Genomic DNA, 26159 nt, shown 5'->3' with positions numbered 1-26159 from the left:
TTGCGTTGATGCTGCCTTTAAAGAGTGTCCTAACGTATGTGCGTAGCGCTATATCTACCACCGTACTCTCCTGACCTCAACCAGATTGAACACTGGTGGAGCGTACTAAAGAACTGGATGCGACAGCGATGGGATGAGTTTGATACCTTTCGGGATTGCGTTGATGCTGCTTTCAAAGAATGTCCTAACGTACATGCGTAGCGCTATATAATGTCCCCTCTCGCCTTCGTCAGGAGGATGACTCGCTTTTTCGCGTACTGCCTGTGATGTGCTTACGGGTATGCCGTTTCTTTTTGCCAGAGTAATGCTCCTTTTGTTTGTCGGAGTCTTTGGGGCGCTGCACTGGACGCTCCGTCCCATCGAAAATCACTTCTTTCACCTCTGGAAAGTGTTCTAGAAATTCCTCCATGCTCCGCACCTTGCGCTCTGGTAGTGCCTGTTTGACTCCTAAAGCCTGCTCAAAAACGGGGAGCAGACCATGAACCCAGTCCCATGCACAGGAACAGTCAAAGCCAAACAACACACTCATTAAGTCGAAGGTAGGATAGCATTTGCAGTACAACAAAATGTAAAACAACTTGTCGCAACGGGTTCGTAAGGTTGCTTTTCGCCCCCTCCAGGTGCCCGTTGACGTTCTACATCGGGTTTCATCTGACTTTGCCGATACACTTCACTAAAACTGGGCAAGAGGTTCTCAAATGCTTTGCGATTGAGTCCTGTCATTGCCCGCAGCAGGCGGTCATCCCGGAGAATGCGTTCTAAGTTCAGCAGGGGTAGAGCATCATTGCAACTGCCGACGGTCATCCCTTATTTCCCAACAGGTCTAGTGATGATGAGGCGGTGGTTATTAGCAGGTCGTCCACCTTTTGGACTAGGTTTGGGCAACAGGGGTTGGAGCCGTTGCCATTGGGAATCGCTTAAGTTTTTTCGTGAGATTGGATTGCGGGCAACCAATGTCTGTTAATTATCTCTGAAATACGGCTATTTCTATTCTAGTTTTGGGGGTTTTAAAACACGCCCTAGCTTCTAACTACACTTTGCTGAACTTGTTGCTGCAGTTGCTCCCAGCTCTGCGCGGGTACCTGACAGCTTAAGTCCTGACAAACTAAACCTGCAATACCATCGGACAGATCTGTTTCAAGTTGAAAAACGGCAGTTGGAAAATAGCGGAGAGTTAAGCTAGCGATCGCTTCACTTCCCGTCTGAATCAAAGTCTGATTGCGGAACCAATCTAGTGCTAAAAATAAGCTAGGACATTTCTGGGGTGTCTTGATCATGACATCGTTAAAAGCGTGCAAGCCTTGTTCAGCCCGATTAAGATATATCATCTCTTTAGTCATCAAGAAAAGGCGAACCAAGTTAGCGATCGCCACGCCGTTAGCTGACGGCAGCGAACTGTCATCACAACTCCGTTCCTGCATAATTAAGTTACGGGTGGCATCGGTGTTGTAGTAGCCATATCGCTCATTGCTCCAGAGGAATTCGTCAAATTCTCTTTGAACCCGAATGGCTTGGGAGAGCCACCGAGAGCTTAAGGAGCTTGAAGAAATGGAGAGTTCTGCTTGTTCTAAGTCCAGCAGAGCTTTAATCAGCAGGGCGTAGTCTTCTGCCTGAGCAATGATGCTGGGGCAATCGCCGTAGTTGATTCGTTGAAGACGCTCGTTGTGCCACTGGTTCTCTAAAATAAATTTTGCAGCAGCGGTAGCAATATTTAAATAGTCTTGACTTTGAAACACTGTAGCTGCTCTTGCTAAACCTGAAATCATTAAGCTGTTCCAAGCTATGATCATTTTAGTGTCGGTGACGGGCGGAATGCGTCCTGTCCTAGAATACGCTTTTGCCTCCTGACTGTTACGAGCAGGAGAAACAGTAGAAATAGCGTCTGGTGCAGCACCGTAACGAATGGTAAACAGCTTAGCGAGTGCTGCCTCCAGCTTACGGGATAGATGACCCGGTTGATACCGCTGTAAAATATTCTTGCCCATTTTCTGAGAATTAGCTTCGTCAACAAAATTACCTGAAGCTGTGACGGTAAATTTTTGAGTTAAGGCTTGCAATTCGTCTGCCGTTAGATATTGCTCTAGCTCAGTATAGTTCCAGACATAGAACGCGCCTTCTTCTGGTTCAGTATCTTCAGGTGTAACAAAACTGTCAGCATCCTGTGCCGCATAGAAATAGCCTTGAGGAGCGATTATTTCCCGTCTGAGCCAGTTCGCAGTTTGAGCGATCGCCCGTTCTATTGCAGGCTCTTGCATTCCCGTACTCCACAACTCAGCGAGATATTCCACGATCTGCCCGTTGTCGTAGAGCATTTTCTCGAAATGGGGAATCGTCCAGGTAGGGTCAACCGTGTAGCGGTGAAACCCACCCCCCACATGATCGAAGATGCCTCCTAAAACTAGATCTAGCCCGCGCTGTTGACAGATTCCGGCTGCCCCATAGGGCGTGTTAGGCGAATCAAATCGGGCTGCCCGCAATGCCGCGTTGGCATAGGGAATCATTGGGAAACTGGGTCCTGTACCCTTAGAAATCAGCAGGTCGGCGCTGTAGGAAAGTCCTTGGTGCAACAGCTCGGCAGACAGGTCGCTGGCGGCAGACGTGACGGTTTGCTGGAGCCGACCAAAAATCTCACCTGTAATTGAAGAAACCTTTTCTGCGTCAGTATCATAAATGTGACGAATTTGCTGAAGCAGATCTAGAAAACCAGGTTTGCCATACTTGGGTTCTAAGGGAAAATAGGTTCCTGCGTAAAACGGAATGCGATCGGGCGAAAGAAAAAGGTTCAGCGGCCACCCCTTAGAACCTGTCATGAACTGCAACGCCTGCATATAGATACTGTCCAAGTCGGGGCGCTCCTCCCGATCGACCTTAATCGGCAAAAAGTTGGCATTCATGTAGGCGGCGATCGCCTCATCAGAAAATGCTTCTCCCTCCATCACCGTACACCAGTGACAGCTTGAGTAGCCGATCGACAGAAAAATCGGTAGATTCTCTCGTTCTGCGGTTTCCAAGGCTTCATCGCACCAAGGCCACCAATTGATCGGGTTTTCGGCGTGCTTGCGGAGATAAAGGCTCTGAGCGTAGGCAAGATGATTCATAAGAAGGAGAAGCTACTCAAGTCGTAGGCTTTGCTGATTTCTGGGATGATTTTTTGTTGGAGAGAAACGCTCCAACAAAAAATCATCCTCCTATTAGACAATGCCAAATTGTGGTCATGAGACAGACATTAAGAGGATGCTTTAAAGAGGCTGCTTGAGTCGGTTGCCATCCCCTAACGCGCAAGCAATTCCTTGAGACTCTCATCAATAAACTGGGTATCAACTAAATTGACACCCTCACCTGCAAAATGTCCCCAAACTGACTTGATGACGCGAAATTTGATGAAGCGAAATTCAGCATTTGGCATGAACTTCACTTCATACTCGTTGTCCTCAGGCGGGAAATAAAGATCCATTTCAGCAGGCATGACGATTGCTTTTGCTTTGATTGCACTCAGCGCTTTCTCAAAATTGCCCTCAAAGCCGGGAGTATTACCGATATTGCCGTTTTGCCGAGTCCACAGCGTGGTCAGTAAATTATTGGCATCTTTCTTGAGAAAAAGTCCCTCCCAAAACTCCACGAGAAAATCTTCGAGTGATGATTATCCCTGTTGCAAGTAAACTTTCCCCCGGTAACATGCCTGAGCAGTCCCCAGCCCGCGTAGACTCGCCCCACAGCCCGCAGCCCAGTTGTGGGTGGTTCGTCGTACCAACCACCCTTCCAAGCCACATCCGCTTGCAGCGCAGCTTTTTCGCCTTCCAGAAAAACAATATTGTGCAACTCCTTGTTCATTAATTGTTGATTCATGAGGTTAGTTGGAGCCTCTTAAGTAGGTAAATCTAAATAAATATAAGATGCTGTCTAGACGCAGCAAGCCTTTCAGGGCAGTCTATCTTCGCTTTAATTAAATCCTGCTACTTAGCTATACCTAAACACATCCAAAATTCGGTTTCGCAGAGGTTCCGGAATATTACCCATCACCTGATAATCAGCTTGCTCAGAATTATTGGACAATGCCTCTGCAACCTTGTCTAGCACATCAAAGACTAAAGGAACTCCCAAATGAAGTTGCTCTAGGATTTCCCGTTGAGCAAATACATCTTGAGGCGTTCCTTCCAGAATCAGTTGTCCCTGGTTGAGAATAAAAATCCAGTCTGCCCAGCAATATGCCAGGTCTAGATCATGGGTTGCCATGACGATTGTGGTGCCTGTGGCTTGAATCTGCCGCAGCTTTGTCATCAGATCGCGGGTCTGAAGCTGATCGAGATAGGCAGTAGGTTCATCAAGAAGCAACAGCTCCGGCTGGAGTACCATCACATCTGCCAGAGACACCCGTTTCTTTTGCCCCAGACTCAGGTGATGTACTGGACGTGTGGCTAGCTCAGATAGATTAAACGCGGTAATAGCTTGACCTACGCGCTGATTCACTTCTGAATCTGATAAACCCAGGTTGCACAGCCCATAGGAAATATCTTCTTCGACTGTAGACGCGACCAACTGCTGCTCCGGGTCTTGAAACACCAGTCCCACCTTTTGTCGCAAATCCATCAGGGAGTTTCGATCGTAGCGCAGGGGTGAACCTTGCCAATGCACTGCACCGCCTTGAGGTTTGTATAGACCGTTCGCCAAGAGAAACAGCGTCGTTTTGCCGCAGCCATTATGTCCCAACAGCGCACAGCGTTTTCCCTGAGGGATGCGTAGCGTTAGGCTCTGGAGAGCAGGCTGAGGGCTGCTGGGATAGGTGTAATCGACTTTCTCAAATTCTAATAGCATAGTTCCATCCCGTGAGTATCAGTAATATTGCACAGCCCAACAGCGCTTCAAAGCTATATCGCCTAGACGATCGATATTGACGCGAGTGACAGACGCGAAAGTTTCCTGTAAAACCCCGCGAGGTGAGGGTGAGCGAAACCTGACGATAGTTTTCTAAGGTGCGCCGGAGCAACTGCCCGATCAAGAGTCCTAAACTCTTGAGCCAGAGTTTACGGGTGCGGTAGCCCCCGCGAGACTGTTGGGCAGTCCAGATCTGGTTTGCGGTCTGTAAAAGGACAAAGATGAAACGATACATCAACATCATCAACTCAACGAGCAGCTCTGGACAGCCGATACGTCGGAGAACATTCAAAATCTCAGTGAAGGGAACGGTTAAAATAACAAAATAAATACAGGAAGTTGAGGCGATCGCTCTTGCCCCTAATTCTCCTGCTTGCTGTATTCCGCGATGGCTCAGATAAATGTAGTAGTTTTCCCAGGTGAACCCCTGAAAAACATCTGTCTGTACAGAGGGTAGAACAGATAAGTCGATCTCATTAACCATCAAAGCAGGCAGGCTAGTGAGCCAAAATGCAGTGGTAATCGAGAGCAAACGGAAATAAACGGAGGTCGGAATGCCAGCATAAACTACCGTCCAAATGCTGAGCCAAACTGCAACGAGAAGCTGCACTGGAGCATCAGCGGCATAGGTGATCAGCAGCAGAGCGATCGCAAATAGCAGCTTATGTTCGGGCGGCAATTGTCGCAGCCGACTGCTGTATGCCAAGGTATCAATTTGCAGCGACGACATTGGCTTACGCTCCTGCGATGTTAGAACGACTTTCTGGCAGAGGCGGAATCTTTGCCAACACGTTCTTTTTCAATAGCTCAGGACATTTGATGTAGGAGAGCGTACCGTCTGGCTTAGCGTGATATTGCACAGCACCCGCCATGACAGCTGCAGCGGTTGATTCTAAATGCTCGTCATCTACAGGCAAGTTACCAAACAAGTAGGTGTGCTTTCCAGAAGCACTAAGAGCGATCGCGCAATTTTGCTCACAGGCTCCTAAGCATTCTGTCGGTTGAATTGAAAATGCGTCTAACGATTCGCTTTCATGGAGAGCCTGTAACTGCCTGAGAAGCCGCTCACCGCCGCTGGTGCGAATCGCCTGTTTGGTGCGGTGGGCACTCTCACAGCTTGTACAAACGAACATGACGTGCTGTTGGTTCAATGCTCATCCCTCTCGTGTCTCTCCGATCGCCCCTTGTACAATCCTAGAATGTACCCTACTACTCCTGCACCAATCCCAGCTTGAGCAGCAAACAAAAAGGCTTGTACTTCAGGCCCAGAGTCTTTGATCACGGGTTCAAACCAGGGCTTGTAATTCGGATGATCTGCCTCAATTGCGGTTGTAAAGCTGCCGTCAGTTGAGCCAAACTCTGTACCTTGAAGCATAAGTAAAGGCCCAAGTGCTAAAACGAGGACTCCCCCAATCAACAGCCAGTTACTCGATACCTTAGACATCGTCTACTGCTCCTCAAGAACTTTGAGCGTTTGCAATTCCTGCTGGCCATGCTTTTGCAGCCAGTTCCAAACCAGCACGGTCAACAGCCCTTCACAAAGGGCTAGGGGCAGTTGGGTAACCGCAAAAATCCCTACAAACTTAGAGAACGATGCCAAGAATCCGCCCTGTAGGGCTGGAAATGCAAAGGCAAGCTGCGCAGCCGTAGTCAAGTAGGTAACAAAATCTGACAATGTTGCGGCTAAAAAGATTGCAACAGATTGATTGCCGATGCGCAGCATCAAATGATAAACGCCGTAAGCTACGAAAGGCCCGACGATCGCCATTGAGAACATGTTTGCACCCAGCGTTGTCAAACCCCCATGCGCCAGTAAAACAGCTTGGAACAGCAACACTAATCCACCCAAAACAGACATGACGGAAGGCCCAAATAAAACCGCACCCAATCCCGTTCCGGTTGGATGAGAGCAACTGCCTGTGACCGAAGGGATTTTTAGAGCTGACAGCACAAAGGTGAAGGCGCCTGCTAATGCCAGCAAGAGCTTCAACTCAGGCTTCTGCTTAGTGATGCGAGTTAGCGATCTCAGCCCCACCCAAAAAAACGGCAGCGACACAGCCCACCAAAAAGCTGCCCACCGCACAGGCAAAAATCCTTCCGCGATGTGCATGGCATAAGCAGGCGTAGCTGATCCAAGCAAAATATAGCAACTCAGGCTAGCCATCACTCCTAGGCTTAGCCATTTCCGATATCGTGTCTTCATGCTGTACCTCGCAGATAAGACGATGTTGTTTGCGACTGGCAGGCATTCTGGCTCTAGAGAGCTTTGAAGCTTAAGCTTTGAATTTTGTAATTGTGTTGACTAACTTAAAACTCAAACTCTCTCTTACAGTTGCGGGACAGCGGTAGAATCGCACTACACTTTCCCTGTTTCCTCTGACGGCTGCTCCCCGTCAGAACCGAGTCGTGGACTCAGAATACCAGACTGAAAGAAGATACTGAGAGAATGTTCAAAAAACATTTTGTTCTAATCTTGACATCTGAAGCTTTTGCAGCATCTTAAGAGCATACTGATGCTTCTCTGGCTTTCCCTGCTTTAGATAAAGCATCGCTGCCTGTTGACAGTCAGCGATCGCACCTTGGCAATTACCTAGCCGATGGCGGGCAACGCACCGATGACCATAGGCATCGGCATTCTCTGAATTGAGCTGTAATGCCTGATCAAAACTTTCGATCGCTCCTGCATAATCTCCTTGGCGAGACTGGTCTACGCCTTCTGTGAACAATGCTTTGGCTTTGACTGCTCTGTCACTATCTAGAAGTTGGCTAGTTGGCATAGACTGTTCGCAACATTTTAGGTTTACAAATCAAGCACTACAAATCAACTGATGGGCTATTTCCCAGACACAATACATTTCTCAAACCCTTCCGTAAACTCGTCTCGATTGAGATCTCGACCAATCACAACGAGCTGCGTTAGTTTCTCTTCATCGGGTTTCCACAGTCTGTCTCGTCGCATAGAGGTCAGCATTCTCACGCTCTGAAACACCACGCGCTCCGGGAATCCCTGAGCATAGAACAAGCCTTTTGTCCGGTATAGATCTTCTCCTTTTTCCTGCGCTAGAGCATTCATCCACAGCATAAATTTGTTCATGTCAATGGGTTTGTTCGTAGTCAGCGCAAACGAGCCGATCGCCGCATCATGCTCATGCTCCAGATCGTCCAGGAACAGAGGATCTACCTCTAGCTTAGCTTCCAGATCAAAAGAGCCAGTTCCCAGAATCAGCGGCAGATCAACTACGCTGAATTCTGTGTGGTAGATTTTGGCGATTGGATTGAGTCCTCGGATCTGTTGCTCAATTTTGACGATCGCTTCCGGTGAAACAAGATCGGTTTTGTTAATCAAAATGATGTCAGCAAACGCAACCTGCTCTTGGGCTTCATGACTATCGACTAAATTACGCTGTAAATTAGGCGCATCGACTACGGTAACAAATGCGTCGAGGTTGAATTTTGACTTGATTTCATCGGCAACAATGAACGTCGAAGCTACTGGAGCAGGATCTGCAAGTCCTGTTGTTTCTACTAGAACAGCATCTAATTCAGCTCGCTGCGTTAAGTCCTCTAGGGTGCGAACGAGATCCCCTCGAACAGTGCAGCAGAGGCAACCATTGTTGAATTCTACGAGCTGCTCTTCATCATCGGAAATCATCAACTGACCATCAATGCCAATCTCACCAAACTCATTGACAATCACAGCCACCTTTAGACCATGCTGCCCCTTCAAAATATGGTTGATTAGCGTCGTTTTGCCCGACCCTAAAAATCCAGTGATCACGGTAACTGGAACTCGTTGCTTAAGGCTTCCCTGGCGAACCTGTTGCATGACCATCGTTGTAACTCCTGATAAAGCAATTAGCTCATTGAACTGCAATCATGTTCTGTATTCGCCCCAATCTCAAACATGATCGAATGAAGTAACGGGCAATTCACCAACTACCCGTTACTGTCAACTCTAGCGAGAGCTATACCCGGCTCTTCTGACTAGATTGCTTTCACAGCCTCCGCATCCGATGGAATAGAGACAACCGTTTTGGTCATCGCCGCAATTCCTGCTTCTAGAATGTCCCGGCGGTTAGTAGGTACAACATCATCGCCCCGGAGCTGGTCGTAGGGAACTACAATCCAGCAAGCACAGCCCCAGAGACATTCTCCTGCCATCCCTTCAAAGCGAATCGCTGGCTCAGACATCATCACGCCCAGATCCATTAGCCAAGAGTGGTGCAGCAGCTTTTGATCCCAGGTGAGGGTATCATACAGGTCACGGCTCTTGTAGAAATCAATGAAATCTACCTTCGCAACTCCCGGCAGCATAATGTCAGCAAAGGCGGTCAGGTGATCAAAGAACTCGCGGTGGCTGATGTTGATCGCAGAATCTTCCGACTCTACTAGGAACGTTGCCATCACTTTCTTAAATTCATCATCCAGTTTGTCATTCCACATTTCGCGGGGTGCATGGATAATGCACTCGGCGTAATCAGTCTTGAATCCTGGTTTTAACCCGGCATAATCAGGGATGTGACCGATCCACTCGGTGATTACACTGCGCCACTTGCTGAGGGGTTCACCGGGCAATACCTGCACTGCAGGGTGAGTAAACTTAGCAACATCGTATAGCGTCCAGCTACGAGCTTTGGTGCTGATCGCCTCGTGGGGCGCAGTGGTTTGTCCAACCAAGCGCAGTGCCTTGAAGATCGTGCGACCGTAATCATCCAGTGCAATCCGCATGAAGGCATCAGCGACGAACTTGTGGGTGACTTGCAAACGCATCCGATCGCGCTCAGTAGGCACACCCGTTGAGGTGTATTTGCTCAAGCGCTGGTAGGAATTTTCGGTCGCCAGCGCAAAGAATCCGCCTGTAAAAGGATTGCGGTAGAGGTCGCCCCAAACCGTGGTCACACCCGCATTCTTATCGTCATCTAGCATGCAGTCAATTTCGTTCATTGTGGCGAAGAAACTGCCGTCCTGATGCGTCTCTGGATCGCCGCTGCAGGGCAATTGACCGACTCCAATTACCGGAATGCGTCGTCCAAGCTTGACGTTAGCCAGATGGCGCGCCAAGTCAACCACGATACCGCTGCCTGTGCCATCCCCGATCGCAAAGCAGCACAGCACCATGGAGGGCAGTTTCGTGGCATCGATGCTCTTAGCGAAATCATCCAGCTCTTTCTCAAGGGGGCGATCGCCGTCGTAGTATGCCTTGCCATAGATTGCTTTGGAGATTGCTCTGGGGAAATACTCGCCTGCCTTGGGGATTTCCACATTGTCAGGCAGCCAGGGTTCGTAGTTGGGGTTCCAGTAGTAGCGAGGATACTCCAGCTTCAGAAATTCACGATAGCGGCGTAAGGAGGTGAACAACTCGTCACGAGTAGGGACTTCTAACGCAGCAAACCGAATCTGAGCGCGCTCCGGCGGAATGCCACTCTCTTCCAGCCGCTTCAGGAACCCTTCAGCATAGTCCTTTGCCTGGTACATATCCTGTTCACCAATGTCCACCAGCAGCGCGGTGAACCGAGCACGGGGATCCGCTAGCTGATCTTCTAAATCGCCTTGGCGCAGCATGGAATCCAGCATATTTGCCCCAGTCTTGCCGATACCCAAGAAATGGATGCAGTGGGGAGACTGAGAACCTGAAGCACTGTGATACATGGATTTTGACATTGATCAGCTTCCTTTTTGGTAGGTTGTGATTTAGTAAATCGCGATCGCCGCAGGTGCGCGGCTCAGTGTGGTGAAAGCAATGAATGGAACGTTTAATCCCGAACTGAATACATAACCTCAACGAGTGCGAAGTCAACAGGTTGGGTAGTAGCCTAAATCTTCAGTTAAAAACCCTAAATCCTTGAGAATGTGGGCAACCGAGGTGGCGCGTTCATCCGCAACGTAAACCTTGTAATCTTCAACGAATTGACCGGGCTGGCGATCGATCACGCCTTCCTCGATCAGTTCAACCCCTTTCTCGATGTTTGAACGGCTTAGACTCGCCTTCCAAAGTGGAGATTTAATGTAGATTCTTTCATCATCAACTCCGGTGATCTGAAGTATCTTGTTACCCGCTACGGTCGGAACCTCAGCACCGTTGCCGTACTTCTGGTTCACCAAAGCCCAATCCAATGGCATACCGTCCCCTCCCTACGTTTTGACAACTTCTTCGAGCTTTTGTCTCAAGCCCTCCAGATCCTCTCCCCGAATGTCGCTATAGGGCACCACAACCCAGCAAGCACAACCCCAGAGACATTCACCCGCCATGCCCTCAAACCGGATAGCTGGCTCCGACAGCATCACCCCTAGCTCTAGCAGCCAGGAATGCTGAAGCAGCTTTTCGTCCCAGGTTTGTTCGTCATAGGCGAGTCGAGCGTCATAGAAAATATCTAGATTCGTCTTGCGCGCCCCTGGGATGACAAACTGCACGTAGGTTTCGCTACCGCCCGGAGAATAGATGATCTCTGGCTCCAATATTGGAGAGAAAGACTTGTTCATCTTGCTCGCCAAATCAGCAAGTTTTTCACCTAGAGCAGCGCCTTCTGGAGCTGAAACGCGGATTTCAAAAAAGTCCGGGTTAAAGGTGCCTGCCATGATGCCGAGTTTGCTAGGCAAGTCATCAATGGAGGATTCAAAATTGGTAAATCCAAATAGGTGTGCCCAACGTGCCCCATACTGGCTACGTGCCGCCATGTGCTGCGAGGGTGGCGCACCCACCCAGTTCAGAAGTCGCAGCGTCTCATAGACATCTAGCCCCTGATTGCGGGTGAAAAAGGATATTAATTGACCGTTCACTTTCTGCTGGGTTGCCGCCAAATCACCCGTTTCTTGCCAAACTGACTTCTGAGAAACCATGAGGAATCCAGCCGTGAATGGGTTGCGATACAGGTCGCCCCAAACCTGAATGACACCCTGGTTTTTGTCCTGATCCAACATACAGTCCAGTTCATTGAGCGTGGGGAAGAGGCTACCATCGCGCTCGTGAGCCGGATCACCGTCACAAGGCGCGATGCCAATACCGAGCACCAAGGCTCTGCGTCCAAACTTCACGTTAGACAGATGCCGCGCTAGATCAACCACGATACCGCTTCCGGTACCATCTCCCAAGGCGAAAACCACACAAACGATCGACTGACAGGTTGCAGCATCCACGCTCTCAGCGAACGTTTGTAGCTCCTGATCCATCAACCGATCGCCCTCGTAATAAGCCTTACCGTAGATAGCTTTGGCGATCGCCCGAGGAAAATATTCTCCTGCATTAGGAATCTCGATAGTGTCCGGCAACCAGGGTTCGTAATTAGGATTCCAGTAGTATCGAGGATATTCTAACTTCAGGTACTCGCGGTATCGCCGGAGTGAGCCAAAGAGTTCATCCCGACTAGGCACTTCTAAAGCCAAGGTTCTGACCTGGGCGCGATCACTGGGCAAGGTCTCAGCTAGTTCTCGCACCTGGAGCAAATTCTGATCACCAATATCTACTGCCAGAGCTGTAAATCGGGTGCGGCTATCCGTCAAAAAATCATCTGGAGCTTGCTGAATCATCTGGGCAATGAAATCAGCCCCCGCCTTACCCACGCCGACAACATGCACAGCAGAGGGCATTGGATCTTTATCCTTAACGCGGTGAACTCCTCCCCGCTTGAGCGCCTCTAATCGCTTCCTGATCCGAAGCGCTTCTTGTGGATCAACCATAGTCAATTTCCTCTTTAGTTAGGCAGAGCCTTAGACCGTGACTGAAACTGCTGCTGACTTAGCCTTTTCAACTGGGGCGTTAATTTTCTGTGTGGGTAAACCCTCGATCGGACATTCTTCGGTGCCGACGGTAGGACGCGTCAGTGACTCCACTTTTTCCTTAACTTTCTTCGGATCGAGAACCCAGTCACGATAGAACTGGTAAGGACATTCCGCCATACCTTCAGAGCCATCACCCGAGTTGAGCATCCCGGTATATCCCCGATGCAGTAGCTTGAACAGATGGTTCTGAGATTGAGAGTTCTTGCGGAAATCTCGAATGGCAAACTTAGACAAGGCTGCGTACTGAATTCCATTCTCTTCTTCGCCACACTCACCCAGGGTACGACCGTCGAAGCCAATCACCGCCGAGTGTCCAAAGTAGCTGTAAACGCCGTCAAACCCTGCGGCATTGGCAACGGCTACATAGATATTATTCATCCATGCCATCGCTTTAGAGACAAGAACCTGCTGCTCTTTCGCAGGGTACATGTAGCCTTGGCAGCGAATGATCAGCTCAGCTCCCCGCATGGCACAATCACGCCAGATTTCAGGATAGTTGCCGTCATCACAAATGATCAGGCTGATCTTCAATCCCTTGGGGCCATCTGAGACATAGGTGCAGTTGCCGGGATACCATCCTTCAATGGGTGTCCAAGGCATAATCTTGCGGTACTTTTGAACAATTTCACCCTGATCGTTCATCAGGATCAAAGTGTTGTAGGGCACTTTGTTGGGATGATCTTCATGCTTCTCGCCCGTGAGTGAAAAAACACCCCAGACCTTGTTCCGGATGCAGGCTTCAGCAAAGATTTCGGTTTCCGCACCAGGAATTGTTGCTGCATTCTCCATCATTTCCTTGGCATCGTACATAATGCCATGTGTGGAATACTCTGGAAAGATCACCAAGTCCATTCCCGGTAATCCAACTTTCATTCCATCAATCATCGTAGAGATCTTTTTACAGTTCTCAATCACCTCTTCCTTCGTGTGAAGACGCGGCATTTTGTAGTTAACAACCGCAACTCCCACTGCATCATCGCTAGACGAAATATCGCCGTGATAAGACATTGCAACCTCCAATAAATATTATGTACTGTCTGATAGCTGATCAAAACTTCTCTGAAATCAGGGAACTGACCCTAATGACATCACCTGAGTGAATCTTTTTGACGACTCCGAACCATTCCGACCGTCGATCGCGCTGAATTAACTAAATTCTTGTCTTTCAAGCTCACGCCAATGGCAGAATCGCTTCTAAGCCTTTGGCTGCATGAGTGAATAATAGAGAGTAGGGAAAAGAGAGTTTGTATCAGGACTTACATTAAACAAATAAATAATTAAGCGCTTAACTACTTTGGGTCGTCTAAAGCACTTTTCTAATCGGGATATTCCTTCTTAAAGCCTTCGAAGCCAAGATAAACTCTGGCGCGAAAGGATTACCCTGCGCACTGTTTACACCAAAATCTATCCTCTAATTCATTAATGCCGCCCTTTTACGGGTCAGGGGCTACCGTTTTATCGAATAGCTTAATCACCCGAACTACCAGATCAATCAGCTTCCTGCGCTCAGCTTCGTCTAGAGAATCCATCACCTCAGACATCCAATACTGATCTTGGGGTGCAATCCAATCTAAGAATTGCTGACCTTTTTGAGTCATTTTGATCCTCAAAGCCCGTCGATCGGATGGATGATCGTCGCGCTCAACGTAGCCATCTTGCTCTAATCCGTCTAGTAATCCCGTCATGGCTGCGCGGGAAACGCCACAGTGTTTGGCGATCGACGATGGACTTGCACCCGGTTCAGACTCGCTGCTGAGGTAGAGTAAAACCGCTAATTTACTTTGTGAGATGCCTAATTTGGCAGAATGTTCGTCGGTAATTCGCAGCACCATACGGGCGATGCGGGCGATGATTGACATGGTGTAAACCGCACACGATTGATTCGGCTCCTGGACAACTCCATGGGTAATTTCTGTAACTAATTGACCTAAAACCTCTATTTTTTCATGTTGCCCAAATTGCTGTGAATCCTGCTGAAACACTTGGAGCGATCGCTCCAACAGTCCGGCTTTGAGCGATTTTGGGTTTTGCTTGCCCTGCAAAATCTCACTGCTCTGTAAATTTGTCTCCACTTGTTTGTAGTGAATTAGCTCTAGCTTTAGGGCTTGGCTCATTTCCAGCATTTGCATCAGGGTAGAAAATGCTCTTAGAGCCGTGATGACTGTAATGAACAGTTTTTGAGCGGTCAACTCGGTCTTTGTCTTGTAATCATCAATGCCGTAGTTCACCACGACAACATTCTCAGGAGCCTGACCAGGTTGCCCAGTTCGTAGAATAATTCTGACGAGTAGGTTTCCTAGCTCCTCTCGAACATATTTGATCACCTGTAAGCCTGCCGTCTCTGTCTCCATCACCACATCTAAAAAAATAATGGCGATGTCAGCATGGGCTTGAATCAAGTGTTTGGCTTCTTGGGCAGAGTAAGCGCTAATGAAACTGAGTGATTTTTCCTCAAATGTGAAATCGCTCAGCGCTAACTCAGTCACTTTATGGACTTCAATATCATCATCTACAATTAGTATTTTCCAGCTTTTGGCAGGTTGGCTAGTCTCTGTTTCGTCTGCAAAAGAGATTTCTTCACTTTCTTGAGTGAAAATGGATTTATCATTTTGAGCATCAGAAAAAACATCTTGTGTACTGCTTGACATAAAGTAGTCTAACCTAAATGAAAATCAGATCCTAAGCCTCTGTGCTACCCGCTGTGAGTGGGTTCAGGGTTTTAGGCTTGATTTTGAATATTGGGTAATTTGATCACAAACGTTGTTCCTTTTCCAGGCTGGCTTTTGCATTGGATTGTTCCTCCTAGTTTTCGAGTCACGAGATTGTAGACGATATGTAAGCCTAGCCCACTTCCCCCCTGTCCGCGTTTAGTGGTAAAAAAAGGTTCAAATATCTTGCCTAGGTTTTCTGAAATTATCCCAATGCCATCATCAGCATACTCAAAAATGACGTTTTCTTCTGTCTGGTTAAAGGTTAATGCAATATGCCCTTGCTCCTCTGACTCATAAGCATGAAGGAGGGAGTTCATCACCAGGTTTGTGACGATTTGAGAGAGTGCGCCAGGATAGCTGTTTAAAGTCAGATGCGGATCGCCCTGCACATCAACACTATGCTTTGTGGCTTTAAGTTTGGGGCTAAGTTGCAGCAGGATTTCTTCTAAATAAGTCTTGAAATTAAACAGCCGTTTTGATTCGCTAGATTGATCGACTGCAACCTGCTTAAAACTCTGAATTAGCTCTGCGGCTCTCTCCAAGTTAGAGAGCGTCATCTGACTGCTCTGTTGAGCCATATCCAAAAATCTTTCTAACTCTGAGCGTTTCATTGTACCGTTCTGGAAGCGCTCAGAGAAGGCGATCGTTTTTTCCATCAGCAGCGAAGCGGCAGTGACTCCAATGCCAATGGGGGTATTAATCTCATGGGCGATCCCAGCTACCAATCCACCGAGTGCCACCATTTTTTCAGTTTGAATCAGCTGGGCTTCTGCTTGCTGCAAATTGTGCAGAGTTTGTTCAAGCTGTTGTGCTTTTTCCTGGAGCTGAGTTTCTGCGAGCTGACGGCTCTCTTGAGTGAGTATGAGCCACCAGGCTCCCACGCCAATCAAGACGGAGAGAATTGCATACACTTCTACTAAAGTTGAAGTGATCTGCTGAGTGGCGATCTCAGGCAGCAGAGACGCAGTCACCACTCTCTGGTAGTAGACAAATCCGAAGATGGCTCCGAGTAGACCGCATAAAGACAAGAAAAGTGCTAGATAGATTAGCAGCTTTGCACCCAGCTTAGGGGAGAGCTTTTCCTGAAAAAGTCCTTGAAAAACTTGTGCCATTTCTGGCATAGAGGGCTGGCTATCAGAAATAGGGGTTATCTTACAGGCGTCGTGGCAACAAGAATCGAGGCTGCAACACAGTGAACAGATAGAGTCGCTGTAGATGGGACAAAATGCCATATCTTGCGGCTCATATTCTTTCTCACAGATGCAGCAGGAAATTGCGTGATTGTGATCCGCATGATTATAACCCGCATAGTCATCTTCACGAGCGATGTAGTATTTTCCTTTAGTGAGCACCGCGATCGCGGGAGCCAACACAAAAGATAGCCCTAAAGCAATGAATGCCGCAAAGGCTTTGGCGACCGACCCAAATGCACCGACAAAAGCCGCCATGGACACCAACGAGGCGATCAGCATTGAGCCAAATCCGACAGGATTAATACTGTAGAGATGCGCCCGCTTGAACTCAATATAGGGAGGGCTAAGACCCAAGGGTTTATTGACAACCAAATCGGCAACCAAGGCACCGACCCAGGCGATCGCCACATTTGAGTACAGCCCCAAAACAGCTTCTAACGTAGAGAATACGCCCAGCTCCATCATCAGCAGGGCAATTAACACATTAAATACGAGCCAAACCACGCGCCCTGGATGGCTACGGGTTAGCCGAGAAAAGAAATTTGACCAAGCCAGAGACCCAGCATAGGCATTAGTAACATTAATTTTGATTTGAGAAACCAGCACGAATAAAGTCGTTACAGCCATCGCCACCTCTGGATTTGAGAAGACATACTCAAACCCCACCAGATACATTTGGGTGGGTTCGTTGGCTTTCGCAAGACTCACGCCATGGGCGATCGCTAAGGATGCCAGAAAAGCGCCGCCTAACTGTTTGGCACAGCCAATCAGCACCCAACCCGGCCCTGCTAAAACTAGAGCTAGCCACCATTTGCCCTTGTTGCTTTCTTGTTTATCCGGCAGAAACCGCAGATAATCAACCTGCTCTCCAATCTGGGCAATTAAGGAGAAAGACGTAGTTGCGGCGGCACCAAAGAGGAGTGGATCGAAGGAAGCGCTACCCGTCTCACCCGCAAACTGTACCCAGTTTGTGAGAGCATCCGGCTCTTTGTAGAAAATGCAGAGGTAGGGCAGCACGATCAGCGTGATCCAAATAGGCTGAGTCCAAAGCTGAAGCTTATTGATCAGCGTCACGCCAAAAAATACGAGCGGAATAATCACTAAAGAGCAGACGATATAGCCCAGATACAGAGGCAGGTGAAAGTACAGCTCTAGGGCTTGCGCCATGATGGCGGCTTCTAGCGCAAAGAAAATAAAGGTAAATGAAGCGTAGATTAAAGACGTGATGGTGGAACCCAGATAGCCAAATCCGGCACCTCGCGTCAGCAAATCAATGTCAACGTTGTATTTTGCAGCATAGTAGGCGATCGGTAGTCCCGTCAGGAAAATGATCACGCCGACGACAATGATTGCCCAGAAAGAATTGGCAAATCCATAGCGGATTGCGAGAGATCCTCCGATCGCTTCCAACGCCAGAAAGGAAAGTCCCCCGATTGATGTGCTGGCAACCAACCACTCTGGCCATCTTCGGAAGGACTTAGGAGCGAACCTTAAGGCGTAGTCTTCTAGAGTTTCTGCCGCGATCCAGGCATTGTAATCACGCCTATCTTTGACAATCTTGAAGCTTGAACGAGTAGACATAGGAGTTAGCCAGACTTTTGAGACAGCACAGAAATTGGGAAGCCATGCACAAAAGGCTTTTGAAGATTATAGAGGAGCTGTAAAGGAGCTGGCTCAGCTACCTCCTTGCTCAACCCTCATTAATCACTGAACGACAAACACTTTCTAACCAACCGGGATACCCGTTGTCTCAAGGTACAGTTGAATCCTTCGATATAACGGGTCAATCTACTGGCTTGATCGACACTGCGATGCTGTTTCTTAGGTATCCCTCATTAATCACTCCATTGGGATGAAAATATAAGCTGTAAGTTGAGCTGATGGACTACGGGACAAACAAACAGATTCATCTGGTCGGTGAGTTGCTCAAATCCAGCTTCTAAGGGGCGATCGGGAAGACTTGTAACCAGCTATAGAGCCTTTTAAAGCAAGGCTCTATAGCTGTTCCAGGGAGGTCGAGGTACAAGAGAGAATTGATCAGATACAAAGAGACTACAAGCTTTGAGCAAAGCTATGTTCAACCTTAACAACCTGATTGATGATGCTAAATGTTACCGATGATAGAGCGGGGTGGAAAAGTAGTGATTCGGATGCTTGAAAACGTTCAACAACAGACGATTGAACCCATTATCAAAGGCACCCTTGGTCAAGGAGCAACCGTTTACACCAATGAATATGGCATCTACAATTCGCTGAAGGCATGGGGCTATGAGCACCAAACCGTTTGTCATGGCTCTGGAGAATAGGCTCGTGACGACGACCAAGACGGATTTTGTGAGGTGCATATCAACACTATGGAAGGATTTTGGTCACTGTTGCGTTCCTGGCTGCGTCTTCATCGGGGCGTCTCACAGGAGAAATTGCCGCTCTACCTGGGCTTTTTCGAGTTTGCCCACAATGCTAGAAAACGAGGGGAAGCGTTGCTGGGAGTGCTGTTAGAAACTTTACTGTCGATCTCCCCGAAACAGCTATGGAGCCAACAGTTATACATGAGTTTTGCGCATGTATAACTGTTAGGCGATCGCATCGTGGACTGAGCGAAGAAGGGATAAAAGCCTCATACCAGACGAGGAAAGTAAGCAATGATCACAGAAAGCTCAGGATGCTGCCGTGCGATCGCCTCCGGTTCAACGCCTAGCGTGGGCACGTTCAACCGCTCTGGATGGGCATTGTGCATGATAACTAGCAGATCATCCCTCTTTAAGATCTGAGCAACCTGATTCACAAACTTACCCCGTATTTGTTGCACGGGCATGTCTGCACTCAAACCCGGAATCTCGTGAGCCGTATTTGCCAGGCGGGGATTAGAAACTATTTGTAAGATCTGTAAGGTGGCTTTCAGCTCTGTTGCAAGTGTGCGCGTGAGCAACAGCGTTTGTTGAAAACTAGCCGTTTTTGTTTCTGTAGCAGCGATCGCTAAAAAGATCCGCCGCGTGGATGAAATCGGTTGCGTAAAGCGAGTAATCAGTATAGGAACCAGCGTGCGACGGGCAACATTGTCAATCACGCTGCCAAAGAAATTATCTCGGTAGGTCGAGTAACCCTTCCAGCCGCAGATGAGCAGATTGGCGTTGCGCTCTTGAGCCGTTCGCAAAATGCCTTTGTCGATCGAGTCATCCACGCGACCAATTGGCTCCACATTTGTCACTGCCGCATGGGCGATCGTCTCGGCGGCGGCCAATAACCGCCCTTGTTGTAGTTTTGCCTCAGCGGAAATAGGTGCATCCGCATCCGACAACACATGGAGCGGTAGCAAGGTGCCTCCCGTACTTTTTGCCAAAATTAACGCCAGTTGCAGCAGGTTATCTTCTGTACTGGGATTTGCCACTGGCACCAAAATGCGATATTGAATCGATGCCTGAGACATACTACCGCTTTGCAGTGGCGTTGCCTTGGGGCTGCTGTCTTTCATGCCCTGCCCCCAGCGTGCTGTGATCCAGGGAGAAGCTATGCAGGTGACTAAAATCATGGCGACCGTACCATTGACCGTGAGTTGATCAACCAGCTCAATGTTGTAGGCGACCGTAATCGCTGCCAAGGTCGAAGCGGCTTGTGCAACAGATAGCCCAAAGATCACCATCATGTTGGCAAAATCAAAGCCAAACAGCTTGCTAGCACCCCAAGCAGGCAAAAACTTTGCCACGAGCGCTACCCCCACCATCACCGCAGACACCATGAGCGATCGTGGCTCCTGAAACAAAATCAGCGGATTGACCAGCATCCCCACCGAGATCAAGAAAAACGGCACAAACAGCGTATTACCAATAAACTGAATCCGATTCATTAAGGGGCTGAGTTGTGGAATCAGTTGCGTGATCGCAATGCCTACCAAAAAAGCGCCAATGATCGGTTCAATCTCAATCAGTTTGGCGAAGTAGGATACCACAAACAGCGCTGCCACCACAAAAGTAAATTCTGCGCCTTCATCATGTCCAAAGCGGCGGAAAAACCAGCGTCCTAACCTGGGAATGCCCCACAAGGTAACAAACGTGTAGACAGCTAACGAAGGCAGCAGAAAAAGCCAGAAACTCAGGGTTAGATTCCCCTGATGTGCCTTGACGACGATCGCCAGCACCAGCAATGCCAACACGTTTGTGATCAGAGTGCCACCTAGTGTCACCGTCACTGATTGCGATCGCATAATCCCCAGTTTGCTGGCGATCGGTAACGCTAGCAGCGTATGAGAGGCAAAGCACGATGCCACCAAAACGGCTGACAGAAACGAGTAACCCAATAGACTCATAGCGATAATCCCCAGCACCATCGGCACCGCAAAGGTCGCTAAGCCAAAAATTACCGCTTTCCTGGCGTTAAATTTCAAGTCGTCTAGGCTAGTTTCTAACCCCGCCATAAACATGAGAAAGAGTAATCCCACAGTGCCCAGCAGGACGATCGTGGTGTCTCGCTCTAGGAAACCAAAGCCGTGGGGACCCACAACCACGCCTGCTAGAATTAAGCCGACAATGCCTGGTAGCCGCAGTCGCTCAAACAGCAGGGGTGCAACGAGCATGATTGCGATGATGACCAGAAAGATTGCCACTGGATCGGTCACTGGCTCGGATGGCAGAAAGGGAGCGAAAAGGGATCGCAACGATGGAGAACTGACTGCGAAAAAATGCCACAGGGTTTGCATCATGTCTTGTTTGGTCTACAGCTGTCATTATGAGCGAAAAAGAGCAGTCCTTAAGAGGTAAGGACTACCCGAAAAATTGCTGTACCATTTGCCAATGGGAAACGAGTGGTCATTCCCTTTGAGTCGCAGTTTTAGTACATGGCAACGCTGCACCAGGGAACGGATAGCAACATGATTTACATAGGACTTACGCAAGCCCTCTAGCTGTAGTGCATTTTTGTTGTGTGTGGTGGGCTGCGCCCACCACACACAACAAAAATGCGTAAGTCCTAACATTAAAGGTTCTCTAGAAGCGGTTCTCAGCCGATGCCACTCATAATAGTCCCCGCCCTAACCCAGGTGAACACAGCTATGTTTGCCTTTACACTGCTCGCTGGCTGTGCTGCGCTGGTTTCCGTTATGCTGGTGTGGCTACATATTTTTCTGAAGGTTATTGCCATCCTCTCAGCCAAGGCTTTGGTCAGGCTAGAACTACGTCGTTATGGCTTCAGCGTTGTCAAATTATTTTGGCTATTGATGACTACTTCATCGGCAGGCTTGATAGTAAGGTGGTTTATCAGCAGCGCTGTCTGAATTTAGAAATCTATTCTTAGGCAGGCATAGCTGCTTAGTAGAATAGAAAAGAGCGAAGATAAGGACTTGCCTGAAGATTTCCAAAAAACTTATCGCTGCCGCTACTTTGGCTAGTAACGCTTGTGGGCTGGAAACGCTTATTTCAACTGCTTACGCTTCTCCTAGGAGTAGGATTACTGCTTGATTTAGTCTCCCGACTAGGGGCAGAAATGCTCTGGTTTCAAGAACTTACTTACCTCTCAGCATTCCTGCTCAAATTTCAGGTTCGGCTGGCTATCCTAATCGCTGTAGCAGGATTTACGGCGGTTTACTTACTGGGCAATCTGGCAATAGCTCAGCGATGGAAGCATCCTCTTCATGGAGAGGGTCATCATCGTGAGGAACTCAGAAAACCCTCACACTCAGTACAACCATCGCGCTCTTCTCCATTTTCTCTTCCGTCAACTGTTGCTCTTAGACTGCGCGTTCTCCTGCCCCTGACGATCGGATTAAGTCTAGTAGTGGGGCTGTTACTACTGTACTACGGTCAACTTGCTGTCCAATACTGGCACAATGGTGCGACGTTTTCCAGCTCATTTGTGTCTCGTCTCAATCCTAAGAGCCTCTGGCGAATTATCCCGCAATTAATTGGTCAAGTTTGGCTGCTGGGTGGAGTGCTGGGGATTACAATCGCCCTTCTAATTTATCCTCGCTTTTTGCTGAGGGCGATCGCCATTATATTCAGCATCTTACTTGCCTGGTTGCTGTCACAACAATGGGCTGTTGTTCTGCAATATCAACATCCCACATCATTTAACATCTCTGAACCACTGTTTGGGCGTGATGTTGGTTTTTACATTTTTTCCTTGCCGCTTTTGGAATTGGTGGAACTGTGGCTGTTTGGGCTATTTGTATACGGGTTTATTGCGGTGGCACTGACCTATCTGTTGTCAGGAGATAGCCTGAGTCAGGGCAGATTTCCGGGTTTTTCATCAGCGCAACTGCGACACTTGTATGGAGTGGGTAGCGGGTTGTTGGGTGTCATTGCTTTAAGCTATTGGTTGAGCCGATATGAATTGTTGTATTCACTTCGGGGGGTTGCCTTTGGGGCAAGCTATACCGATGTTACGGTTCAACTCCCGATTTATACAGGGGTGAGTCTTCTGGCTCTGGCGATCGCGCTCTATCTGCTTTGGCGCACTATCTTCTGGCGACCCAAATCTCCGCGTCGCTGGGTCAACATTGGGCTGGGATTGTTCGGAATTTCGGTGGTTGCAGGGGCGATTGCACCGGAGGTCGTTCAGTATTTGATTGTGCAGCCGAATGAGCTAGTACAGGAGCGACCTTTTATCGAACGAACGATTGCGCTCACCCGTCAGGCATTTGGATTAGAAGTGATCGAGTCCAGCAACTTTGACCCTCAAGGAGAACTTACAGAAGCGGATTTAACCGCCAACGACTTGACGATTCGCAACATTCGCTTATGGGATCAGCGCCCCTTGCTGCAAACAAATCAGCAATTGCAGCAAATTCGTCCATACTACCGCTTTCCCGACGCAGACATCGACCGCTATGCTTTCCAAACTGATGTGCCCGCCCGTTCGTCGCCTGCAACTCCTCAGGAGCGTCCAGCACCGCCCCCCCTTGCTTCAACTGAACAACGGCAGGTGTTGATCGCAGCACGGGAATTGGACTACAGTGCGGTTCCTCAGGAAGCCAAGACCTGGGTAAATCGTCATTTGATTTACACGCATGGGTACGGCTTCACGCTTAGCCCAGTGAATACAGTGGGCACGGGTGGGCTGCCAGATTACTTTGTCAAAGACATTACGAGTGGTGAAGCAGGGGCACTGACAACATCCAGTCCTGCCATCCGCGCCAGTATTCCGATTGGGCAACCCCGAATCTACTATGGCGAGCTTCCTAACACCTATGTCATGACTCAAACCCTAACGCAGGAGTTGGATTATCCCAGCGGTAGTGACAATGCCTACAACGTTTACGACGGGCGGGGCGGCATTAACATGGGTTCCTGGTGGCGACGCAGCCTATTTGCAGTTTACCTACGCGATTGGCGCTTATTTGTGACCCGCGATTTCTTGCCAGAAACAAAGGTGCTGTTCCGCCGCAATATCAAACATCGGATTCAAGCAATCGCCCCCTTCCTACGCTATGACAGCGATCCCTATCTGGTGACAGCCAATGTGCAAACAGCTAATGTGCAAACACCAGAGCAGAATGACCAGAATTACCTCTACTGGATTGTAGATGCCTACACAACGAGCGATCGCTATCCCTATTCTGATCTAGGCAGTGAAGGCATTAACTATATTCGCAACTCGGTCAAAGTCGTGATTGACGCTTATCACGGTTCTGTTGATTTTTATGTGGCTGATCCCAGCGATCCGATTATTACCACCTGGTCAAAAATCTTTCCCAACCTATTCAAGCCGCTTACAGCGATGCCTGCCAGTCTACGTAGCCATCTTCGCTATCCCGTAGATTTTTTCAAGCTGCAATCGGAGCGGTTGATGACCTATCACATGACTGATCCACAGGTATTTTATAACCGAGAAGACCAGTGGCAGATTCCCAATGAGGTGTATGGCGATGAGGCTCGTCCCGTTGAACCCTATTATCTGATTACTAGCTTGCCTGCCGTGCCGTTTGAAGAGTTTATTTTGCTGTTGCCCTATACACCTCGGCAGCGAACTAACTTGATTGCTTGGCTGGCAGCAAGATCGGACGGTGAGAACTATGGCAAATTGTTGTTGTATACCTTCCCGAAAGAACGGTTGATTTATGGCCCTGAACAAATCGAAGCGCGCATTAATCAAGACCCAGTGATTTCTCAACAGATCTCGCTTTGGAACCGTCAGGGTTCACGGGCAGTTCAGGGAAATTTGCTGATCGTGCCCATCGAACAGTCGCTGCTGTATGTGGAACCGCTGTACCTAGAAGCGACTCAAAATAGTCTGCCAACGCTGGTACGGGTAATTGTTGCTTACGAGAATCGGATTGTTATGTCGCCCACTTTAGAAGAAGCATTGCAAGCCATTTTTAGACCTCAAGTTACACCAGATGCGACAATTATTCGTCCTGTGGAAGAACCCACAACTAGACAGTAGTTGACAGGATTTAACAGGACTCCGTAAATCGCTCACTCTTCCTCCTTTGCCTATTACTGCTTCGATCAGCCCATCGACGGCATAGTTGTTGACCTTGTTGCCTCCGCAGCCGCTTTGCTAAAATCTTCAGCAACAATTACCGCTCTCCTAGCGATAGAACCTCTGCAATATCGATCGCCTGCTGGAGTCGAGAAGTGCGGAATGCGTCTGTCATGGATTTAGGTACACTGAGTCAAGGAGATTTCTTCAATCATGATGTCTGCGGTTGGCGATCGCTGCATCTCTTCAATCCAAGCCCCTCAATCCAAGCCCCAGAGCAAACGAGCATTCCTGGAGAGGGCGATCGCCCCTCCTAACTCAACATCCGATTGACCGACACCGACACATCCGCAAACGCCAAGGGGTTAATAGTGTCTTCCCTCCAAGTCACCTGCGATCGGTATTCACCTTCAACCGGGTCGCGCATCACGATCAGCTCCATCGTTCTCAAGTTGACCACCCAATATTCAGCAATGCCAGCAGCAGCATAGGCTTTAGCCTTCGGATCTAAGTCTTTCTTGAGGCTAGAGTGAGAGAACTCAATCAGTAAAAAGATGTTTTCGGGATAGGGGTGGTGTTGCAGGTATTCACGCCCCAAAGGCTGTACCACTGCAATGTCAGGCTGAGGTTCAGAGTTGTTGCTAGGCATGGTAATCGGCTTACCTTGAAGTACCTCAGCTTGCTCCCCCAGCAAGACTTCTAAATATTTGGCTGAAGTGCGGCTGTAAAAGGCGTGGGGTTCCCGCTCTGGGGTCATCTCAATAATTTCTCCATTGAGCAATTCGACGGGGCGATCGTCTAGCAGCCCCGTCTCAATCATGTGGTGATAGTCTTCAACTGACCATTTAGCAGTGGTGACAGTCATGGTTGAACCTCCGAGAGCGGCAGGTGTTCCTATACCTGTCCTTATTGTAAAGAACCAACGTGAACTTCACTCCAGAGAGCCAGTACCTGAAGATAGATGAGGTAGGGCGATCGCTGCCAAAGCTTCAATAAGCTACGCTTATGTTTTCTATCAGGAAAACTGTGCCGAGAGTTCGTTACATTTCTTCACATTCCAGTTAAGATAACGGCATACACAACAGATACGACTTCTATCCCACTTCACCAACCTGGACTTATCAACCATGACAACTACTGTACAAAGACGCGAAAGCGCTGACCTCTGGTCACGCTTCTGCGAGTGGGTCACCTC

At 48.7% G+C, this 26159-nt stretch carries 21 protein-coding genes, 4 pseudogenes and 1 riboswitch; of the genes and pseudogenes, 5 read left to right on the top strand and 20 right to left on the bottom strand.

Going from position 1 to position 26159, the window contains the following annotated elements:
- Nucleotides 1-39: 39 nt before the first annotated feature.
- Nucleotides 40-201 (top strand): annotated as a pseudogene (locus tag AC5JMP_RS19655) (transposase); the annotation flags it as partial.
- A 28-nt stretch (nt 202-229) separates the two neighbouring features.
- On the opposite strand, the gene AC5JMP_RS19650 reads toward AC5JMP_RS19655, so the two are convergent.
- From AC5JMP_RS19650 to AC5JMP_RS19565, 18 genes and pseudogenes are all read right to left on the bottom strand, one after another.
- Nucleotides 230-529 (bottom strand): hypothetical protein, encoded by a 300-nt coding sequence (locus tag AC5JMP_RS19650; protein WP_495853181.1) that lies wholly within the window; start codon nt 527-529, stop codon nt 230-232.
- A complete protein-coding gene (locus tag AC5JMP_RS19645) occupies nt 529-804 on the bottom strand; it encodes a hypothetical protein (RefSeq protein WP_495853180.1) in 276 nt (91 codons plus the stop codon). The genes AC5JMP_RS19650 and AC5JMP_RS19645 overlap by 1 nt, the downstream gene beginning before the upstream one ends.
- Before the next feature lie 215 nt (nt 805-1019).
- Nucleotides 1020-3098, bottom strand: coding sequence for a thioredoxin domain-containing protein (locus AC5JMP_RS19640; RefSeq protein ID WP_495853179.1), 2079 nt, complete (start codon nt 3096-3098; stop codon nt 1020-1022).
- Nucleotides 3099-3271: 173 nt separating this feature from the next.
- Nucleotides 3272-3816, bottom strand: a pseudogene (locus AC5JMP_RS19635) (alpha/beta hydrolase family protein); the annotation flags it as partial.
- Nucleotides 3817-3957: 141 nt separating this feature from the next.
- Nucleotides 3958-4812, bottom strand: coding sequence for an energy-coupling factor ABC transporter ATP-binding protein (locus AC5JMP_RS19630; RefSeq protein WP_495853178.1), 855 nt, complete (start codon nt 4810-4812; stop codon nt 3958-3960).
- Entirely contained in the window at nt 4796-5602 is an 807-nt protein-coding gene (gene cbiQ, locus AC5JMP_RS19625) for a cobalt ECF transporter T component CbiQ (RefSeq protein ID WP_495853177.1), read from the bottom strand. Before cbiQ ends, AC5JMP_RS19630 begins: the two co-directional genes overlap by 17 nt.
- Before the next feature lie 4 nt (nt 5603-5606).
- A complete protein-coding gene (locus AC5JMP_RS19620; protein WP_495853176.1) occupies nt 5607-6023 on the bottom strand; it encodes a DUF1636 family protein in 417 nt (138 codons plus the stop codon).
- Nucleotides 6020-6316 (bottom strand): energy-coupling factor ABC transporter substrate-binding protein, encoded by a 297-nt coding sequence (locus AC5JMP_RS19615; protein WP_495853175.1) that lies wholly within the window; start codon nt 6314-6316, stop codon nt 6020-6022. The genes AC5JMP_RS19620 and AC5JMP_RS19615 overlap by 4 nt, the downstream gene beginning before the upstream one ends.
- Before the next feature lie 3 nt (nt 6317-6319).
- Nucleotides 6320-7075, bottom strand: a complete 756-nt coding sequence (locus AC5JMP_RS19610) for an energy-coupling factor ABC transporter permease (RefSeq protein ID WP_495853174.1) — start codon at nt 7073-7075, stop codon at nt 6320-6322.
- Between the two features lie 20 nt (nt 7076-7095).
- Nucleotides 7096-7292, bottom strand: a riboswitch (cobalamin riboswitch).
- A 30-nt stretch (nt 7293-7322) separates the two neighbouring features.
- Nucleotides 7323-7649 carry a tetratricopeptide repeat protein gene (locus AC5JMP_RS19605; protein ID WP_495853173.1) on the bottom strand — a complete coding sequence of 109 codons (327 nt, stop codon included), beginning with the start codon at nt 7647-7649 and terminating at the stop codon, nt 7323-7325.
- A 56-nt stretch (nt 7650-7705) separates the two neighbouring features.
- Nucleotides 7706-8704, bottom strand: a complete 999-nt coding sequence (locus tag AC5JMP_RS19600; RefSeq protein ID WP_495853172.1) for a CobW family GTP-binding protein — start codon at nt 8702-8704, stop codon at nt 7706-7708.
- A gap of 152 nt (nt 8705-8856) precedes the next feature.
- Entirely contained in the window at nt 8857-10533 is a 1677-nt protein-coding gene (locus AC5JMP_RS19595) for a hypothetical protein (protein ID WP_495853171.1), read from the bottom strand.
- A 132-nt stretch (nt 10534-10665) separates the two neighbouring features.
- Entirely contained in the window at nt 10666-10992 is a 327-nt protein-coding gene (locus AC5JMP_RS19590) for a hypothetical protein (protein WP_495853170.1), read from the bottom strand.
- Nucleotides 10993-11004: 12 nt separating this feature from the next.
- Nucleotides 11005-12546, bottom strand: coding sequence for a hypothetical protein (locus tag AC5JMP_RS19585; protein WP_495853169.1), 1542 nt, complete (start codon nt 12544-12546; stop codon nt 11005-11007).
- A gap of 30 nt (nt 12547-12576) precedes the next feature.
- Nucleotides 12577-13656 (bottom strand): aliphatic amidase, encoded by a 1080-nt coding sequence (locus AC5JMP_RS19580; RefSeq protein ID WP_495853168.1) that lies wholly within the window; start codon nt 13654-13656, stop codon nt 12577-12579.
- A 425-nt stretch (nt 13657-14081) separates the two neighbouring features.
- On the bottom strand, nt 14082-15296 hold the full coding sequence (locus AC5JMP_RS19575; protein WP_495853167.1) for a MarR family transcriptional regulator: 1215 nt from the start codon (nt 15294-15296) through the stop codon (nt 14082-14084).
- Nucleotides 15297-15367: 71 nt separating this feature from the next.
- Nucleotides 15368-18133, bottom strand: a complete 2766-nt coding sequence (locus AC5JMP_RS19570; RefSeq protein ID WP_495853166.1) for an ATP-binding protein — start codon at nt 18131-18133, stop codon at nt 15368-15370.
- A gap of 125 nt (nt 18134-18258) precedes the next feature.
- A pseudogene (locus AC5JMP_RS19565) lies at nt 18259-18378 on the bottom strand (IS1 family transposase); the annotation flags it as partial.
- Between the two features lie 291 nt (nt 18379-18669).
- Between AC5JMP_RS19565 and AC5JMP_RS19560 the strand changes: the two are divergent.
- Nucleotides 18670-19122 (top strand): annotated as a pseudogene (locus AC5JMP_RS19560) (IS1595 family transposase); the annotation flags it as partial.
- Between the two features lie 47 nt (nt 19123-19169).
- On the opposite strand, the gene AC5JMP_RS19555 reads toward AC5JMP_RS19560, so the two are convergent.
- Entirely contained in the window at nt 19170-21245 is a 2076-nt protein-coding gene (locus AC5JMP_RS19555; protein WP_495853182.1) for a cation:proton antiporter domain-containing protein, read from the bottom strand.
- Nucleotides 21246-21596: 351 nt separating this feature from the next.
- Here AC5JMP_RS19555 and AC5JMP_RS19550 point away from each other — a divergent pair, with 351 nt between their 5' ends.
- From AC5JMP_RS19550 to AC5JMP_RS19540, 3 genes are all read left to right on the top strand, one after another.
- Nucleotides 21597-21818 carry a hypothetical protein gene (locus AC5JMP_RS19550; RefSeq protein WP_495853165.1) on the top strand — a complete coding sequence of 74 codons (222 nt, stop codon included), beginning with the start codon at nt 21597-21599 and terminating at the stop codon, nt 21816-21818.
- 122 nt (nt 21819-21940) lie between these two features.
- Nucleotides 21941-24925: a UPF0182 family protein gene (locus tag AC5JMP_RS19545; RefSeq protein WP_495853164.1), complete on the top strand. Its 2985-nt coding sequence runs from the start codon at nt 21941-21943 to the stop codon at nt 24923-24925.
- 212 nt (nt 24926-25137) lie between these two features.
- The gene (locus tag AC5JMP_RS19540; RefSeq protein ID WP_495853163.1) at nt 25138-25281 is read left to right on the top strand and encodes a hypothetical protein; all 144 of its coding nucleotides are present in this window, start codon (nt 25138-25140) and stop codon (nt 25279-25281) included.
- Here AC5JMP_RS19540 and AC5JMP_RS19535 read toward each other — a convergent pair.
- Nucleotides 25278-25829: a Uma2 family endonuclease gene (locus AC5JMP_RS19535; RefSeq protein ID WP_495853162.1), complete on the bottom strand. Its 552-nt coding sequence runs from the start codon at nt 25827-25829 to the stop codon at nt 25278-25280. The genes AC5JMP_RS19540 and AC5JMP_RS19535 overlap by 4 nt on opposite strands.
- Nucleotides 25830-26159 lie beyond the last annotated feature (330 nt).

Source organism: Drouetiella sp., assembly GCF_059504425.1.
This window is presented reverse-complemented; position numbering and strand designations above follow the sequence as displayed.